Genomic DNA, 16,110 nt, shown 5'->3' with positions numbered 1-16,110 from the left:
TGCTTAAATATTATTGACCGTGTTATAATGTCAAAAGATAAGGAGATAAATATGATTGTTATTGAAACTGTTAAATTAACAGATGCTGCGCGTTTATTAGAAATATATCGGCCCTACGTAGAAAAAACGGCAATTTCTTTTGAATATAAAGTGCCAACTCTTTTGGAGTTTGAACAAAGAATAAAAACGACAGTGGCTAAGTATCCATATTTGGTAGCTAAAGATGGTAATCAAATTGTAGGATATGCATATACGTCAGCATTTAAACAAAGGGCTGCATATGATTGGGCAGTAGAAACTTCGATTTATGTTGATGTTAACTATTGTGGTCAAGGAATTGGTAGTGCTCTTTATCGAGAATTAGAAAAAATCACTAAAAAGCAAAATATCATTAATATGAATGCTTGTATTAGTAGTGATAATCAAGATAGTATTTCTTTTCATAAAAAAAATGGCTATCGTCAGGTTGCTTATTTTAGTAAATGTGGTTATAAATTTAATAAATGGCATGATATGATTTGGATGGAAAAGTTTGTTGGTAAACATCCAGATAATCCTAAACCAGTAATATCATATTGTAAGTTACTAGAAACTAAAGATTAAAAGGAGGTTTTAAATAATGGGATTGTTTAAAAAGAAAAAGGAAAAAGTGGATTTGGATCAAGTTTTTAAAGATAAATATAAAGATATAAATCGAACTGTGCAGGATGCAAATAATGAAATAGATTTAGAAATTCAAATCTCTTTATTAGAATTAGCGTATGATAAATATAATGATTTATTTGAATTGATAGATCAAGGAGTGGATTATGATAAAGATCATTTTATTTCATTGCAAGCTGATCTAAAGAAACAAATTAATTTATTGAAAGGTTTATCAGATGAAAATTAAAACATATCAAAAAGATTTTGATTATACATATACATTAGGAGTTTTTGAGACGATTGAATTATTAAAAAGCAAACCTGAACAAGTAATCAGAGTATATCTAAAGAGTAATTCACATTTAAACCAAGGAGTAGCTTTGATTAGTGAACTTTGTCAAAAGCATCATATTGAAGTAGTTGAGAGTGATAAAACAATTAATAAGTTGTCTAAAAAAGATAATTGTTTTGCAATAGCAATTATAAAAAAATATCCAAGTGTATTAAATGATGGAAATCATGTGGTATTGGTAAATCCTGGTGATATGGGTAATATGGGAACAATTATTAGAACTATGCTTGGTTTTGGTTACAATGATTTAGCGATTATCCGTCCAGGGGTTGATGTGTTTTCTCCTCGAGTAATTCGCTCTTCGATGGGGGCAGTATTTAATATTAATTTTGCTTATTATGATAGTTTTGATGAATATTTAGCTAAATATCCTGATCGAAATATTTATCCTTTGATGTTAAAGGGAGCTGAAAATATCCATCGTTTTAAAATACCTGAAAAAAAATATTCATTAGTATTTGGTAATGAAAGCAGTGGCTTACCTGATGAATATTTGAATTATGGCCAATCAATCTTTATACCACATACAGATAAAATAGACTCATTAAATTTATCAATGGCTTTAGGAATAACGCTGTGTTATTTTTCTAAAGATAATTTTATAGATAAAACGGTTTTAAGAGATTAGAAGGTGTGTTATTTGGGAGCGCACCTTTTTATGTAAATGTTAATGATAAAATATTATTGACATAATAATAAAATATAATATAATAAAACTGTCAAAATATTTTGACCAGCTTTAAAAGGCTGTTAGGAGTGATTGCTATTCTAATTGTTCTCCAAATATATGTTTTAGTACTATCTCTCCTGTATCTAAAGAAAATGACACGATGTATTTACCATAAAACGATATATTTCCCACTGGTATCTGTTTTGTATGGCTGTTTTCTATCGGTAATGACTTGATTAAGTGTCATTTTCTTTTTTTAACTAAAAAAAACTCATTGTTTTTATGGAAATTTAGAGGAAATAATAGTATTATTATAACAGAAAAAAGAAAAGGAGAATTTATTATGGGATTAGTTTCAGCAACAGAAATGTTAAATAAAGCAAAAGAAGGACATTATGCAGTTGGTCAATTTAACATTAATAATCTTGAATGGACAAAATCTATTCTTTTAACTGCAGAAGAATTAAAAGCGCCAGTAATTTTAGGAGTATCTGAAGGTGCTGCTAAATATATGACTGGTTATAAAACAGTAGCAGCTATGGTATCAGCAATGGTTGATTCATTAGGAATTACTGTACCTGTAGCTTTACACTTAGACCATGGTAGCTATGAAGGAGCTAAAGCTGCTTTAGATGCTGGTTTCTCTTCAATCATGTTTGATGGTTCTCATTATGGAATTGAAGAAAACATTGAAAAAACTAAAGAAATCGTTGAATTATGCCATGCAAAAGGTGTTTCTGTAGAAGCAGAAGTAGGATCTATCGGTGGTGAAGAAGACGGTGTTGTCGGAAAAGGTGAAGTAGCCGATCCAAAAGAATGTAAAATGATCGCTGATTTAGGAGTAGATTTCTTAGCAGCTGGTATTGGAAATATTCATGGTAAATATCCAGAAAATTGGGAAGGTTTAGACTTTAATGCATTAGATGCTATCCAACAAGAAACTGGAAAATTGCCATTAGTATTACATGGTGGAACTGGAATTCCTGAAGATATGATTAAAAAAGCAATCAACTTAGGTGTTTCTAAAATCAATGTAAATACTGAATGTCAATTATATTTCCAAGAAGCAACAAGAAAATACATTGAAGCTGGAAAAGATTTAGAAGGTAAAGGATTTGACCCTCGTAAATTATTAGCACCAGGTGCTGCAGCTATTCAACAATGTGTTAAAGAAAAAATGGAAATCTTTGGATGCATTGGTAAAGCATAATAGAAGATATTTAAATTTAGGAATCTCACTTAATGGTGGGATTCTTTTTTTATAGTCAATTAAATTATTATATTTACAATATAGATGTTGACCACGAGCTTGAATGATCAAAGCGGCTGTTAATATAAGCAAACTAACGATTGTTATATAGGAGTTTGTTGTTTTAGGATATCTATTTATAATTCATTTAGGATAGTTTTAAACTTATATTGACGGTTATAAAGTTTGGTTTTAAAATAGTATAAACTCATTTGTTTTATTTTGGTGATAAGTTAGATTTGACTAAAATCATTTGTGAAATTAAATTTTAAATTTAGGTTGTTTTTGCCTATAATTTAATATATAGTAGTAACGTAGAAAAAAATAAAGGAGGACTAAAATGAGTGAGGTAATTGCTATTGAAGGCGGACATAAATTAAATGGAACAGTGGTTATAAGTGGTGCGAAAAATGCTACCGTAGCTTTAATTCCTGCGATTGTCTTAGCGGATAGTCCTGTGACTATATATGGTGTACCCAATATTTCTGATGTAGATGCATTAGGAGTATTATTGAAAGAATTGAATTGTGAAGTTATAAAGGGTGATGGAGAGCTTGTTGTTGATCCATCAAATTTAATAAATAAACCATTAGTAAGCGAAGCTGTTGATAAACTTAGAGCTTCTTATTATTTAATGGGGGCATTACTTGGGAAATGTAAAAAAGTTACTATGAAAATGCCTGGTGGGTGTTTTTTAGGGCCTCGTCCAATTGATTTACATATCAAAGGATTTGAAGCTTTAGGGGCGACTGTTAATTATTGTGAAAATGGAACTTATACAATTGAGGCAGAACGTTTAGTAGGAAATAAAATCTATTTAGACTTTGCTTCAGTAGGAGCAACTATTAATATTTTATTAGCAGCGGTTAAAGCTGAAGGAAAAACAACAATTGAAAATGCAGCTAAAGAACCAGAAATTATCGATGTAGTCAACTTGCTTACTAAAATGGGAGCTAAAATTCGTGGTGCTGGTACTGATACGATTACTATTGAAGGGGTAGAAAAACTTGATGGATGCTATCATGAAATTATTCCTGATCGTATCGAAGCTGGAACATTTTTAATTATAGCAGCTGCGGCTGGAGAAAAAGTGATTGTTCAAAATGTTATCCCACAACATTTAGAGGCGGTTACTTCAAAACTGAAAGAAGTCGGCGTAAAAATGGATATAATTGGTGATAGTATAATTGTTCATGGTGGTATAGAAAACTTAAAACCAGTGGATATTCGTACTCAAGTGTATCCAGGTTTTGCAACTGATTTACAACAGCCATTAACAGCATTGTTGACGCAATGTCAAGGAGTTTCTCAGGTGGTAGAAACTATTTATCCAGAAAGATTTGGACATTGTTATCAGTTAAATTCAATGGGAGCGAAAATTGATCAAGAAGAAGCGATGTGTTATGTCAATGGGCCAACTAAATTGCATGGTAATCGAGTTTATGCAACTGATTTAAGATGTGGGGCGGCATTGATTGTTGCTGCATTATTGGCAGATGGTGTTACAGAAATTGGTAATGTTTATCACATTGATCGTGGCTATGAAAATATTGATCATAAATTAATTTCGCTTGGTGCAGTCATTACAAGACGTCAAGTTGAAGATTAATTGATAAATTAGAAAAAATGTCTTGAAATCTTAATATTTTAATGTTATTATACTATGGCAACTTACTTTGTAGTCAAAGGACTATAAGGCGGAAGGAGATTGAGAAAATGAAAAAAGGAATTCATCCAAATTACAAAAAAGTAAAAGTCGTTTGTACTTCTTGTGGAAACGAATTTGAATCAGGATCAGTATTAGACGAAGTACGTGTTGATACTTGCTCTAATTGTCATCCTTTCTATACTGGTAAACAAAGATTTGCTAGTGCTGATGGACGAGTAGAAAAATTCAATAAGAAATACGGTTTAAAATAATCGATTGAGGCTTCGGCCTCTTTTTTTGTGCAAAATAAAAAATCTTATTTAAAAATAAGACTTGAAATATTATGTAAATAAAATTATAGCTATTAATCCCTAGCTGCTGCTTCTCGGGCAAAGGCAATCATTAGATCTGCAATGGGAAAGCAGGAGAAACAGCAGCAAGAGTATTTTCAGCTTATTTAAATTGGTTTTAAATAAGCATAGAAAAGCATATTTGTTGTTTATTTTTTATCTTGAAGATAGATATCAGCGATAATTTGGGCAACTCGTTCGATACCTAAATCACTATTGATTGTTAAATCAAAGTTTTTTAAATGACCCCATTTTTTAGTGGTATAGTAGTTATAATAATTACTACGTCCTTTATCGCGCTTCATGACATATTTTTTATAATCATCATGTTGTTCTTTATATACTTCTTTAACACGATGGATTCTTGACTCTAATGGGGCGTGAATAAAGATGGTTAAAACATCATCATAATCTTCTAAAATATAGTCGGCACATCCGTTAACAATGATACATGAATCATGATTAGCTAGATGGCGTATGATTTTAGATTGCATAACAAAAACTTGGTCATTTAAAGGTAAGCTGAACGCTGCTGACGACATTGTATACATAAAGCTTGAAGATTTTTGTTCAGAAACTTTACGAATTGCATCAACATCCATTCCCATTTCTTTTGCCGCTAAATCAATTACTTCATTATCGTAGTAGAATAAACCAACTTTTTCGGCTACTTTTTGTGCAATTAAGCGACCACCAGAACCGTATTCTCTGGCAATTGTAATTATTCTAGGCATAATAAATCCCCCTTTATTTAATATTTTATCACAAATGATAGTAATGATGATACTTTTTTTATTTATAGAAATAATTTACGTTAAAATTAAATTTGCATTTTGATGAGATTAAAATAATTGTTTTTATTTATGTTTATTTGTATAATATTGTAAATAAAGAGGAGGAAAAATGGAATTTCATGTATTAGCAAGCGGTTCAAAGGGAAATAGTACTTTTATTTTTGACCATGGGGTTGGCATTTTGATAGATTGTGGTATCACTAGGAAACAATTGTTATTCAAATTAAAAAGTCTGGGTTTTGATGAAAGCAATATTAATGTTGTTTTATTAACTCATGATCATTATGACCATAATAAAAATATTGGTATTTTTGACACTAAAATCTGTTTTTGTGGAAAAGGGTGTATAAAAGATGTTGACGATAGCCATATTTTAAAGCCATATCAAGAAATACAGTTAAGTGGATATAAAATATTGCCCTTAAGTATTTCTCATGATGCAACAAGCCCATTGGCTTTTGTAATTGAAGGGAGTAAAGAAAATATTTTATATATGACTGATACTGGTTATGTATCGCAAAAAAATCGTCAGTATCTTCACAATCTAAATTATTATATTATTGAAAGTAATCATGATATTGAGATGTTAATGGCAACTAAACGACCATTTTTTTTAAAACAAAGAATACAAAGTGACACTGGGCATTTAAACAATGAATACAGTGCTCGATTGATGGTTGAGATGATTGGGGATAAAACTAAGGAAATTGTTTTAGCACATTTAAGTGAAGAAGCCAATACAAAAGAAAAAGCTTTGGCTACCTATCATCAGATTTTTATCGAAAATGGTGTTGATTTTGAAAATATTAAAGTAGCTAGTCAAGTTGATGTAGTTAGTGGAGGCAAACGTGAAGATTAAAATTATTTGTGTTGGAAAATTAAAAGAAAAGTATTTAGTAGCAGGAATAAAAGAATATTTAAAAAGATTGCAAGCATATTGTAAAGTTGAAGTATATGAAGTTAGCGATGAAAGTATTCCTAATAACTGTTCTTTGTCTGAGGAGACAATTATAAAGGCTAAAGAAGGACGAAGGATGTTAGATAAAATCAAACAAGATGATTATGTTATTTTATTGGATGTTGATGGAAAACAGTTAGATTCAGTTGAGTTAGCTAACAATATGGAAAGTGCAATGATTTCAGGAAAAAGTACGATTGATTTTGTTATTGGTGGTTCTTTAGGCCATGGTGAAGAAATATTAGATCGAGCTGATTTACGCTTAAGTTTTTCAAAAATGACTTTTCCGCATCAATTAATGCGTTTGGTTTTGGTAGAGCAAATTTATCGAGCATTTAAAATTATGAAAAATGAGCCGTATCATAAATAATTAAATAATTTAAAAAGTAAAAATAAATGATGGATAAGGGCAACAAAGTGCCCCTTTTTGCAGTAAAAAATGTATTTCATAAATGAAGGATAGATTAGCAAATATATTATTCTTAAATTTCTATCTTTTTATCAAAAATTACATAAGTATTAAAAAAATTATGATTTAATTAGTTGTGATAAAATTAATAAGTAAAAATTATATTTGTGATAATTGGATATGTTTAAGATATTTTAAATAGAAGTTGTTTTATTAAGTGTAAGCATGATATGATATGAAAAAAGGAGGCGTTGACTGTGGAAGTTGTTTTGGTAATTAGCATGTTTGTTTGTACAGCTTTAGCGTTAAACTTTCTGGTGAATGGAAAACATAAGTTATCAGGAACGTTTGAAGTTATAAATTTGTGTTTGATCGTAGCGACAGCATATCAATTTAAATTGGTTGATACGATTATTTGGGTATTAATAGTATTGGCACTTATTATTCTTGTTTTATTATTTTTAAATAAGAAAAGAAAAGATAAGAAAATGCAAAGTGAATTAATTGAAGCGAGAATTGTTGATAAAGGAGAATAAAATGGAAACTGTAAATATTGTAATTGAAATGGAAAATGGAGATGTAATGAAAGGAGAATTATATCCTGAAGTTGCACCAATAACTGTAAAGAATTTTTTAGATTTAATTGATCAAGATTTTTATGCAGGATTAATTTTTCACCGCGTTATTCCTGGATTTATGATTCAAGGAGGTGGATATGATGCAAGTTTTAACCATCATGAAGCACCAAGTATTAAAGGCGAGTTTAGCAGTAATGGCGTGAAAAATGATTTGTTACATACTCGTGGAGTACTATCAATGGCACGAACAATGATACCAGATTCGGCATCATCACAATTTTTTATTATGCACGAAGCAGCACCACATTTAGATGGTGAATATGCAGCATTTGGTAAAATTACTGATGGATTGGAAGTAGTTGATAAAATTGCTAATGCGCCAAGAAATTTTCAAGATTGTCCAAATGAGCCAATTGTGATTAAAACAATTAAACGTGTTTAAAATGGGAAATAGGTTTGGATAGCAGGCTTTAATAACGTAGAGGTAGTAACTAACCGGATGATTTGAATACTAGCTTCTTTTATAGAAGCTAGTATTTTTGTGAATTGAAACTTTACGATTTTTAAGTGGTAATTTTAGGCAAAAGTTATATAATAGTTTAAAGATAGGGGATGATGCGATGGATAAATATGATATTAAAAAGAAATATTCACAATTGTATCGAGCTACGACTAAAAAAATAAGCCGATTAATGGTGCCTAAAATGAAATACATTGCTGTTGATGGGGTTGGAAATCCTACCGTTGCAGAATTTAAACTTAAGTCAGAACTGATGTTTAGCTTAAATAAAATTTTAAAAAAATATTATTTAATGGAAAATATTCAATTTAGTGGTGCTAAACTTGAAGGAATTTGGGATACGTATGATAACAGTCATTTTGATGTAACACGTAAAAAAATGATTAAGTATACATTATTGATGCCTCAACCTGATATATTAACAAATGAAATGCTTGAGGAGGCTAAAGCAAAATTGTTTAGTAAAACAGAGAGTTTTTTTTCTTTGGATATTTATTTAAAGGAATTCGAAGAAGGGGAATGTTTACAGATGTTACATATTGGTCCCTATAACACAGAAATAAATTCTACTAAAAAGTTAATGGAGTATATTACGGTAGCTAATTTAAAATTAAGTGGATTTCATCATGAAATATATTTAAATAATCCTAAAAAAGTAGCACCTGAAGATTTAAAAACTATAGTACGTTATCCAGTGGAGGGAAATTAGAATGAAATTAATGTTTATATCCGATATACATGGATCATATTATTATTTAAATAAAGCACTAGAAGCTTATTATAATGAAAAGCCTGATAAGTTAATTTTATTAGGCGATTTATTATATCACGGGCCTCGTAATGATTTACCGAAAGAATATGCACCTAAGAAGGTTATACCTGTTTTGAATGATTTAAAGAATACAATTATTGCTGTTAGAGGAAATTGTGATGCAGAAGTTGATCAGATGGTTCTTGATTTCCCGATGATGGCAGATTATGCAACAATTGATGTTGATGGACATCATTTCTTTTTAAGTCATGGTCATTTATTTAATGAAGAAAATTTACCTAATTTAAATGAGGGTGATATTTTTGTTTATGGTCATATTCATAGACCAGTAGCTAAGTGCGAAAATGGGATTTATATTATAAATCCATCATCAATTTCTTTGCCTAAAGAGGGAAGGAATAGTTATGGTATTTATGAAGATGATAAATTTATTATTAAAGAATTTGATAATACAATTGTAAAGGAAATTATAATTAAATAAATATAAGAAATATTAGTGACACGTGTCAAAAATATTTAATAAAATTGATAGAAATAATATATGAAAGTGTTATAATATAAGTACATAGAAAACTAAATAATTAGATGTGAAAGGAGTAATTTTTTTATGTACAAAATTTTATTGGTATGTAATGCTGGAATGTCTACAAGCATGCTAGTACAAAGAATGGAAAAAGCTGCTGAAGCTGATGGTATTGATGCTAAAATCATTGCTTTACCAATTACAGATGCAGCTACTCAATTGGATGAATGGGATGTTATAATGTTAGGCCCACAAGTTCGTCATGAATTAAAAGGATTAAAAACAAAAACAACTACACCTATAGAAGTAATCGAAATGCGCGATTATGGAATGATGAATGGTGAAAATGTATTAAAAGCAGCAATTAAAGTTATTGATTCTAAATAATAGTTATCTATAAAAAGCCCTAATGGGCTTTTTTGTTTTGTTTAAAAAATGCAAGTTCTTAATGTTTTTTTATTGATTGATTTATCTAGATGTTAAATAATTAAAAAGTCCGTGCAAATTTATTAAAAGTATGGTATTTTTAAATTAGAGAGCAGCTAGGAGGGGTATCATGGTAAAATACATCGAAATTGCAGATGATATTAGATCCAAGATAAAAGGTGGCAAATACACCTATGGACAAAAACTCCCATATGAATATGTATTATGTGTGACATATCATTGTAATAAAGAAACAATGAAAAAAGCTCTGGATATTTTGGTTAAAGAGGGATTGATAATTAGAAGACGAGGGGCTGGAACTTTTGTTAAGGATTATGATCCGTCTTCTGATTCGCCTAATAAAGCTAATCTTTTTACTAAAGGATTGACACAACGCTATGAAGGAATTAAAAAAATTGAAACAGAGGTAATTGTTTTTGAGGTTATTCCAAGCGATGAGCATATATCGAAAAAATTACAAATTGAAGAAGGTTCGTTTGTTTATCATATTATAAGATTTAGAAAGCTAGACAATCGACCCTATGCTTTGGAAATTATTTATATGCCAATATCAGTAATTCCTAATTTAAAACTGGAACATTTAAAATCATCAATTTATCGATATATTGAAAAAGATTTAAAACTAAAAATCCAAAGCGCTCATAAAAAAGTTCGTGGGCATTTATCATCACCTTTAGAACAACAATATTTAGGACTAAAGGAAACGGATCCGTATTTTGAAGTTGAACAGATAGCGTACTTAAGTACTGGCGTAATTTTCGAGTATTCATTTTCAAGGTTCCATTATAATGATTTTGAGTTACAAACTGTTACAGTTGCTACGTAAAACACTACATTTATGTAAGCGTTTTTAATTTTTTTTCAAAAAAATATACGGTTAAAAACCCTCAATATACCAATGTTTTTTTAGTCGATACCGGTTTTATTTTTAAAAGTATGGTACTTTTAATTGCAAAAAGCATTGACTTTTTGGCAATTAAATTTTATACTTATATTGTCAATAGATATTTTAAGGGAGGAAAAAATATATGGACAAAATGGCAGATGTCCTTGGACGTGTTGGTGCGTGGTGTGGACAAAACAAGTATTTATCTGCAATTAAAAATGCGTTCCAAACTTTCATGCCTTTAACTATTGCCGGTGCGATAGGGGTATTATGGTGCAACGTATTAGTTAACGCAGATTCTGGGTTAGGTATGTTCTGGGAACCAATCATGGCTCTTGATTTTATTAACCCAGCATTCTCAGCAATTCAATTTGCTACAATTTCATGTATCACAGTTGGTATCACTTTTGGTATCGCTCAAGAAATTGGTGAATCAAATGGTGAAACTGGATACTTCGCAGGTTTATTAGGACTTGCTTGCTGGTTAGCAGTAACTCAAAATAGTTTTGGTAACTATGCATTAGTAGAAGGTGCTGATAAAGCAGCAAAAGTAGTATTAAATGATTCAGGTGCAATGACAGTGTTCGCTGGTCTAAGTGGAAATACCTTAGGTGCAACTGGTCTATTTACAGGTATGATTATTGGTGTTGTTTCAGTTGAAATCTTCTGTGCATTACGTAAAGTTGATAAATTGAAATTAAAAATGCCTGAATCAGTTCCACCTGGTGTTGCTCGTGCATTCGAAGTATTAATTCCTGCATGTATTACTTTAATCATTATTGCAGTTATTGGACGCTTAGCTGAATTAGCAACTGGTCAATACTTGAATGACTTGATCTCTACTTATATTCAAGGTCCTTTAGGTTCAATTGGTGCTACAGTTCCAGGTGTTATCGTTATTTATTTATTAATCATGTTATTCTGGTTAGTTGGTATCCATGGTAACAACATGTTATCAGCTGTAAAAGAAGCTTTATTTACTCCAATTATGCTTGAAAATATTGAAACTTTCTCAAAAACTAACGATGCTTATAGCGATGAATTAGGAATTTTCGCAATGGCTTGGTTACAAATGTTCGGTGAATTCGGTGGTTCTGGGGTTACAATCGGTTTAGTTATCTCAATCTTAGTATTCGGTAAACGTGAAGATAACCGTACAATCGCAGGTATCTCTTCAGTTCCAGCATTATTCAACATTAACGAAACTGTTACATTTGGTATCCCAATGGTATTAAACCCAATCTTAGGTATTCCATTCGTATTGGCTCCAATTGCAACTATCGTTGTTGGTTATATTTTAACAGTTATTGGCTTCTGTCCAAAAGCAGTTATCAATACTCCTTGGACAACTCCACCTATCTTACATGGTTTCTTAACTACAGGTGCCAATGTAATGGGTGCAGTTTCTCAAGCAATTGCTTTGGTTGTATCTATCGTAATCTATGCACCATTCTTAATTGCATACGAAAGATTCCAAAACAAACAAGCTGCAGAATAAAAATAATATGTTTGAAAGGAAAGACGGAGTTTCCGTCTTTCTTTTATTTAATAATATAGCAGCTATAAGTTATGGGTTTGGGATAATTTATAATTGCTATAATGTTTTAGGTACGATATAATATTATAGTAAATATTTTTTAGAAGAGAGGTTATTATGAAAAAAATAGAATTTAAACGGGCGTTAAATCCGGCAATTTTATATTTTGAAATATTTTATATAATATATGTGGTTGTAGAATTTATCTTTGGTAATTTAATGAGTGCAATTATTGTAGCTATTTTTGGTATAGCGATAGTAGTTTATTTCAATTTATTTCGTCCTTATAAATATACAATAGAACGTAAAAACTTAATTATTAATCGTCGTCTTGGCAAAGATAAAGAAATTAATCTTCTTACTTGTGAAACAATTTGTGATCCGGTTCCAAAGATGACTAAAATCATTACTAGCCCTCGTGCTTTAGAAATTTATACAGGAAATAAAAAAAGAATTGTTGTTACACCTAGAGATCGTATGAAATTTATTGAAGAAGTTGTTAGAGTTAATAAACGTATTCATGTTCAAAATAAAGAATATGCGGCAACTCATCATTCATATGAAAAGAAACGTAAAAGAAGATTGAAGGAAGAAGCACAAGCTGCTAGAAAGCAGGAAACAAAAAGTTAATATAATAATAAAAAAGTAATCGCTATGATTACTTTTTTTGTTGATGAATAAATATTATCAGAATAATAAAAAAATATTATTTTAATGTTGACACTAGAAACAACTAACTGTATAATAACGGCATACAAGGCATATATTATATATATATGGTTGTATTGGTAAACTACAAGGGGGAACTTAGAATGGAAGATATGAATAAGTTATTAGAAGATTACGGAATTTTAGCTTTCACTGATGATACAATGAAAGAACGTATTCCTAAATCTATTTACAAAGCTTTTCATGAATCTTTAGATAAAGGTGAAGAATTATCTAAAGAATGTGCTACAGTAATTGCGAACGCAATGAAGATTTGGGCATTGGAACATGGAGCTACTCATTTTTCACACTGGTTTATGCCAATGACAGGTTTAACAGCTGAAAAACATGATGCATTTTTAGAACCAGAAGGATCTAAAGCAGTTTTACAATTTAGTGGTAAAACTTTAAGAAAAGGTGAACCTGATGCTTCATCATTCCCATCTGGTGGCTTAAGAGCAACATTTGAAGCTCGTGGATATACTGCATGGGATTGTACATCACCTGCGTTTGTTAAAGATGGAACACTATATATTCCTACTTTGTTTTGTTCATATACAGGTGAAGCACTAGATAAAAAGACACCATTACTTAGATCATGTGATGCTTTATCTAAAGCGGCATGCCGTTTATTACCATTAATTGGTGTAGATGGAGTAACAAAAGTGTCAGCTTCTGTTGGTGCTGAACAAGAATATTTCTTGGTAGAAGATAAATATTATCAAGAAAGAATGGACTTAAAATTAACAGGTAGAACTTTATTTGGTGCAATGGCACCTAAAGGTCAAGAATTAGAAGATCACTATTTTGGAAGTCTTAAACGTAAAGTTTCTGCTTTCATGAAAGATTTGGATCGTGAATTGTGGAAATATGGTATTCCATCAAAGACTAAACACAATGAAGTTGCTCCTGCTCAACACGAAGTTGCTTGTGTATATACAAAAGTAAATATTACTAGTGACAACAACCATTTGTTAATGCAGATCATGCAGGATGTTGCTAAGGCTCATGGTTTACGTTGTTTATTACATGAAAAACCTTTTGCTGGTGTAAATGGTTCTGGTAAACATAATAACTGGTCTGTTATGACAAATACTGGTATTAATTTATTTGATCCAGGTAGTAATCCAGTTGAAAATAAACCATTTATTGCATCACTTGCATGTACTATTAAAGCGGTTGATGAATATGCTGATTTATTAAGAATGAGTATTGCAAGTGCTGGTAATGATCATCGTTTAGGTGCTAATGAAGCACCACCAGCAATTATTTCAATGTTTTTAGGAGAAGATTTAAATGCATTAATTGAAGAAATTTGTGATGGTAAAAAGATTAGTAAAATTGATACTGGACGTTTTGCAACTGGGGTTTCAGTTGTTCCAACATTCTCTAAAGATAATACTGATCGTAACCGTACTTCACCATTTGCATTTACTGGAAATAAATTTGAATTTAGAGCAGTTGGTTCTAGTCAATCAATTGCCGGGCCAAATACTATTTTAAATGCTATTTTAGCTGATGAAATGGAAAAAATGGCAGATGAATTAGAAGCTGGAAAAACTTTTGACGAAGTTGTCAAGGAATTCATTTCTGAACATAAAAGAATTATCTTTAATGGTGATGGATATTCAGCTGAATGGGAAGAAGAAGCAGCTAGACGTGGTTTATTAAATAATAAAAATACTGTAGATGCTTTAAAATGTTTAAAAGAAGAAAAGAATTTAGAAATGCTTGATCGCTTAGGTGTTTATAGCCGTGTTGAATTAGGTTCTCGTTATGAAATTTTACTTGAAAACTATGTTAAAACAATCCAAGTAGAAGGATTAACAGCGTTAAAGATGGCTAAAACACAAATCTATCCTGCAGTTTGTGATTATTTGAGTAAAGTATCTTCAGAAGTTATTTCTGGAAAAGAAGCGGGTATTGATGTTGGTTTCTTAGTTGATGATGCAAATAAATTAGCAGGATTAATTAAAACAATGAAACAACAAATCGATGTTTTAGATAAAGATATTACTGATGCTCAAAATATGGATGTAGAAATATTTGAACAAGCAGTTGCATGGCGTGATAATGTATTTAAAGCAATGAATGAATTACGTGAAACTGTAGATACAGTTGAAACATTAGTAGATGCTGACTATTGGCCAATTCCAACATATGTAGATTTACTATTTGGAATTTAAAAATATCTAATTAAATAATATGAAGACATGAGCTTGAGGGGTTCTTTGGGCTCATGTTTTTTTTTTTTTTTTTAATGGGTGCCTAATAGCATTTTTATAAAAGCGTATAATAATATAAGGAGGTAAGACATGTATTTTCCAAGTATTGATTCGTTTAGTTTTACAGGGATAGCTGTTATTCTTGGTTTTTTTCTTACTAATGAGTTTTCAGTAAATGAACAAGCGGCATTAGGAGCCTGGTTTAATGTAATTGGTGATATTTTATCATCAAATGCAGCTTGGCAGGCAGTATTAAATGAGCGTTTTGAAGATAAAGAAAAGGATGATGAAGATAGTTTGACTGTAATCAAAGAGGCTTTAGAAAAGTTAAAAGATAAAGTTGAAAAGTGGGAAAAAGAAAATGAACCTAATAATCATTAGATTCATTTTTCTTTTTTTGCCATAAATAAAGAAACAGTAGCATAATTAAACAGCCAGTACTATCAATTAAAACATCAGTGAATTGACCACTTCTGCCACTAATAAACAATTGATGAAATTCATCACTACAAGCATATAAAAAAGAAATTAAAAATGTTATTTGGAATATAATTCTTTTATTAAAAGCAATTTTAATTAGTGCGTAATATGTAAATAACGCTAGGATAGCATATTCGCTCATATGAGCTAGTTTACGGATTAGAAATGTTAATGTTTCTTTATCGATATTTATAAATTGTAATATTATATTAGCAAAAAAATTGCTTTGTGATGAAGAGTCGTTACCGTTAGTATTCGACATTATAAAAATAAAAATCATCCAAATAATCATCGGTAAAAAGTATCTTATTTTTTTCATGGAAATAATTATAGTAGATATTGCAAAATATGACAAGTTT

The 16,110-nt window shown here is 30.4% G+C and carries 20 protein-coding genes; 18 read left to right on the top strand and 2 right to left on the bottom strand.

Annotated elements, in window-relative coordinates; translation table 11 throughout:
* Positions 1–51: 51 nt before the first annotated feature.
* From B5E92_RS01240 to rpmE, 6 genes are all read left to right on the top strand, one after another.
* Positions 52–603 (top strand): GNAT family N-acetyltransferase, encoded by a 552-nt coding sequence (locus B5E92_RS01240; protein WP_087298604.1) that lies wholly within the window; start codon positions 52–54, stop codon positions 601–603.
* A gap of 16 nt (positions 604–619) precedes the next feature.
* Positions 620–892: a hypothetical protein gene (locus B5E92_RS01235; protein WP_087298603.1), complete on the top strand. Its 273-nt coding sequence runs from the start codon at positions 620–622 to the stop codon at positions 890–892.
* Complete coding sequence (locus B5E92_RS01230) at positions 882–1,625, top strand: TrmH family RNA methyltransferase (RefSeq protein ID WP_087298602.1); 744 nt, start codon at positions 882–884, stop codon at positions 1,623–1,625. Before B5E92_RS01235 ends, B5E92_RS01230 begins: the two co-directional genes overlap by 11 nt.
* A 385-nt stretch (positions 1,626–2,010) precedes the next feature.
* A complete protein-coding gene (gene fba, locus B5E92_RS01225) occupies positions 2,011–2,877 on the top strand; it encodes a class II fructose-1,6-bisphosphate aldolase (RefSeq protein ID WP_087298601.1) in 867 nt (288 codons plus the stop codon).
* Positions 2,878–3,256: 379 nt separating this feature from the next.
* The gene (locus B5E92_RS01220; RefSeq protein ID WP_087298600.1) at positions 3,257–4,525 is read left to right on the top strand and encodes a UDP-N-acetylglucosamine 1-carboxyvinyltransferase; all 1,269 of its coding nucleotides are present in this window, start codon (positions 3,257–3,259) and stop codon (positions 4,523–4,525) included.
* 107 nt (positions 4,526–4,632) lie between these two features.
* Positions 4,633–4,836 (top strand): 50S ribosomal protein L31, encoded by a 204-nt coding sequence (rpmE, locus tag B5E92_RS01215; RefSeq protein ID WP_087298599.1) that lies wholly within the window; start codon positions 4,633–4,635, stop codon positions 4,834–4,836.
* Positions 4,837–5,063: 227 nt separating this feature from the next.
* Here the strand turns inward: rpmE and B5E92_RS01210 are convergent, their stop codons facing one another.
* A complete protein-coding gene (locus B5E92_RS01210) occupies positions 5,064–5,648 on the bottom strand; it encodes an AAA family ATPase (RefSeq protein ID WP_087298598.1) in 585 nt (194 codons plus the stop codon).
* A gap of 169 nt (positions 5,649–5,817) precedes the next feature.
* Here B5E92_RS01210 and B5E92_RS01205 point away from each other — a divergent pair, with 169 nt between their 5' ends.
* The 12 genes from B5E92_RS01205 to B5E92_RS01150 all read left to right on the top strand — a co-directional run bounded on the left by B5E92_RS01205 (position 5,818) and on the right by B5E92_RS01150 (position 15,652).
* Complete coding sequence (locus B5E92_RS01205; RefSeq protein WP_087298597.1) at positions 5,818–6,567, top strand: MBL fold metallo-hydrolase; 750 nt, start codon at positions 5,818–5,820, stop codon at positions 6,565–6,567.
* Positions 6,557–7,036: a 23S rRNA (pseudouridine(1915)-N(3))-methyltransferase RlmH gene (gene rlmH, locus B5E92_RS01200; RefSeq protein ID WP_087298596.1), complete on the top strand. Its 480-nt coding sequence runs from the start codon at positions 6,557–6,559 to the stop codon at positions 7,034–7,036. Before B5E92_RS01205 ends, rlmH begins: the two co-directional genes overlap by 11 nt.
* A gap of 296 nt (positions 7,037–7,332) precedes the next feature.
* A complete protein-coding gene (locus B5E92_RS01195; RefSeq protein ID WP_087298595.1) occupies positions 7,333–7,611 on the top strand; it encodes a hypothetical protein in 279 nt (92 codons plus the stop codon).
* 1 nt (position 7,612) lies between these two features.
* On the top strand, positions 7,613–8,095 hold the full coding sequence (locus B5E92_RS01190) for a peptidylprolyl isomerase (protein WP_087298594.1): 483 nt from the start codon (positions 7,613–7,615) through the stop codon (positions 8,093–8,095).
* A 178-nt stretch (positions 8,096–8,273) separates the two neighbouring features.
* Positions 8,274–8,882 (top strand): GyrI-like domain-containing protein, encoded by a 609-nt coding sequence (locus B5E92_RS01185; protein ID WP_087298593.1) that lies wholly within the window; start codon positions 8,274–8,276, stop codon positions 8,880–8,882.
* A gap of 1 nt (position 8,883) precedes the next feature.
* Complete coding sequence (gene yfcE / locus B5E92_RS01180) at positions 8,884–9,426, top strand: phosphodiesterase (RefSeq protein ID WP_087298592.1); 543 nt, start codon at positions 8,884–8,886, stop codon at positions 9,424–9,426.
* Between the two features lie 126 nt (positions 9,427–9,552).
* Entirely contained in the window at positions 9,553–9,855 is a 303-nt protein-coding gene (locus tag B5E92_RS01175) for a PTS sugar transporter subunit IIB (RefSeq protein ID WP_087298591.1), read from the top strand.
* Between the two features lie 169 nt (positions 9,856–10,024).
* Positions 10,025–10,741, top strand: coding sequence for a GntR family transcriptional regulator (locus tag B5E92_RS01170; RefSeq protein WP_087298590.1), 717 nt, complete (start codon positions 10,025–10,027; stop codon positions 10,739–10,741).
* 202 nt (positions 10,742–10,943) lie between these two features.
* Complete coding sequence (locus B5E92_RS01165) at positions 10,944–12,299, top strand: PTS sugar transporter subunit IIC (RefSeq protein ID WP_087298589.1); 1,356 nt, start codon at positions 10,944–10,946, stop codon at positions 12,297–12,299.
* A gap of 156 nt (positions 12,300–12,455) precedes the next feature.
* Complete coding sequence (locus tag B5E92_RS01160; protein ID WP_087298588.1) at positions 12,456–12,968, top strand: PH domain-containing protein; 513 nt, start codon at positions 12,456–12,458, stop codon at positions 12,966–12,968.
* Positions 12,969–13,150: 182 nt separating this feature from the next.
* The gene (locus B5E92_RS01155; protein ID WP_087298587.1) at positions 13,151–15,232 is read left to right on the top strand and encodes a glutamine synthetase III; all 2,082 of its coding nucleotides are present in this window, start codon (positions 13,151–13,153) and stop codon (positions 15,230–15,232) included.
* Between the two features lie 129 nt (positions 15,233–15,361).
* Positions 15,362–15,652 (top strand): hypothetical protein, encoded by a 291-nt coding sequence (locus B5E92_RS01150; RefSeq protein ID WP_087298586.1) that lies wholly within the window; start codon positions 15,362–15,364, stop codon positions 15,650–15,652.
* Here B5E92_RS01150 and B5E92_RS01145 read toward each other — a convergent pair.
* Positions 15,639–16,043 (bottom strand): VanZ family protein, encoded by a 405-nt coding sequence (locus tag B5E92_RS01145; protein WP_255376180.1) that lies wholly within the window; start codon positions 16,041–16,043, stop codon positions 15,639–15,641. The genes B5E92_RS01150 and B5E92_RS01145 overlap by 14 nt on opposite strands.
* Positions 16,044–16,110 lie beyond the last annotated feature (67 nt).

The organism is Erysipelatoclostridium sp. An15 (assembly GCF_002160675.1).
Classification (GTDB): Bacteria; Bacillota_I; Bacilli_A; order Erysipelotrichales; family Coprobacillaceae; genus Thomasclavelia; species Thomasclavelia merdavium.
The sequence above is the reverse complement of the archived record's forward strand: the minus strand, read 5'-3'. Positions and strand labels throughout refer to the sequence as shown.

Bases quoted from the DNA above. Each gene is read 5' to 3' on its own strand.
- B5E92_RS01240 (WP_087298604.1), top strand. From the start codon at position 52: ATGATTGTTATTGAAACTGTTAAATTAACAGATGCTGCGCGTTTATTA.
- B5E92_RS01235 (WP_087298603.1), top strand. From the start codon at position 620: ATGGGATTGTTTAAAAAGAAAAAGGAAAAAGTGGATTTGGATCAAGTT.
- B5E92_RS01230 (WP_087298602.1), top strand. From the start codon at position 882: ATGAAAATTAAAACATATCAAAAAGATTTTGATTATACATATACATTA.
- fba (WP_087298601.1), top strand. From the start codon at position 2,011: ATGGGATTAGTTTCAGCAACAGAAATGTTAAATAAAGCAAAAGAAGGA.
- B5E92_RS01220 (WP_087298600.1), top strand. From the start codon at position 3,257: ATGAGTGAGGTAATTGCTATTGAAGGCGGACATAAATTAAATGGAACA.
- rpmE (WP_087298599.1), top strand. From the start codon at position 4,633: ATGAAAAAAGGAATTCATCCAAATTACAAAAAAGTAAAAGTCGTTTGT.
- B5E92_RS01210 (WP_087298598.1), bottom strand. From the start codon at position 5,648: ATGCCTAGAATAATTACAATTGCCAGAGAATACGGTTCTGGTGGTCGC.
- B5E92_RS01205 (WP_087298597.1), top strand. From the start codon at position 5,818: ATGGAATTTCATGTATTAGCAAGCGGTTCAAAGGGAAATAGTACTTTT.
- B5E92_RS01190 (WP_087298594.1), top strand. From the start codon at position 7,613: ATGGAAACTGTAAATATTGTAATTGAAATGGAAAATGGAGATGTAATG.
- B5E92_RS01185 (WP_087298593.1), top strand. From the start codon at position 8,274: ATGGATAAATATGATATTAAAAAGAAATATTCACAATTGTATCGAGCT.
- yfcE (WP_087298592.1), top strand. From the start codon at position 8,884: ATGAAATTAATGTTTATATCCGATATACATGGATCATATTATTATTTA.
- B5E92_RS01175 (WP_087298591.1), top strand. From the start codon at position 9,553: ATGTACAAAATTTTATTGGTATGTAATGCTGGAATGTCTACAAGCATG.
- B5E92_RS01170 (WP_087298590.1), top strand. From the start codon at position 10,025: ATGGTAAAATACATCGAAATTGCAGATGATATTAGATCCAAGATAAAA.
- B5E92_RS01165 (WP_087298589.1), top strand. From the start codon at position 10,944: ATGGACAAAATGGCAGATGTCCTTGGACGTGTTGGTGCGTGGTGTGGA.
- B5E92_RS01160 (WP_087298588.1), top strand. From the start codon at position 12,456: ATGAAAAAAATAGAATTTAAACGGGCGTTAAATCCGGCAATTTTATAT.
- B5E92_RS01155 (WP_087298587.1), top strand. From the start codon at position 13,151: ATGGAAGATATGAATAAGTTATTAGAAGATTACGGAATTTTAGCTTTC.
- B5E92_RS01150 (WP_087298586.1), top strand. From the start codon at position 15,362: ATGTATTTTCCAAGTATTGATTCGTTTAGTTTTACAGGGATAGCTGTT.
- B5E92_RS01145 (WP_255376180.1), bottom strand. From the start codon at position 16,043: ATGATTATTTGGATGATTTTTATTTTTATAATGTCGAATACTAACGGT.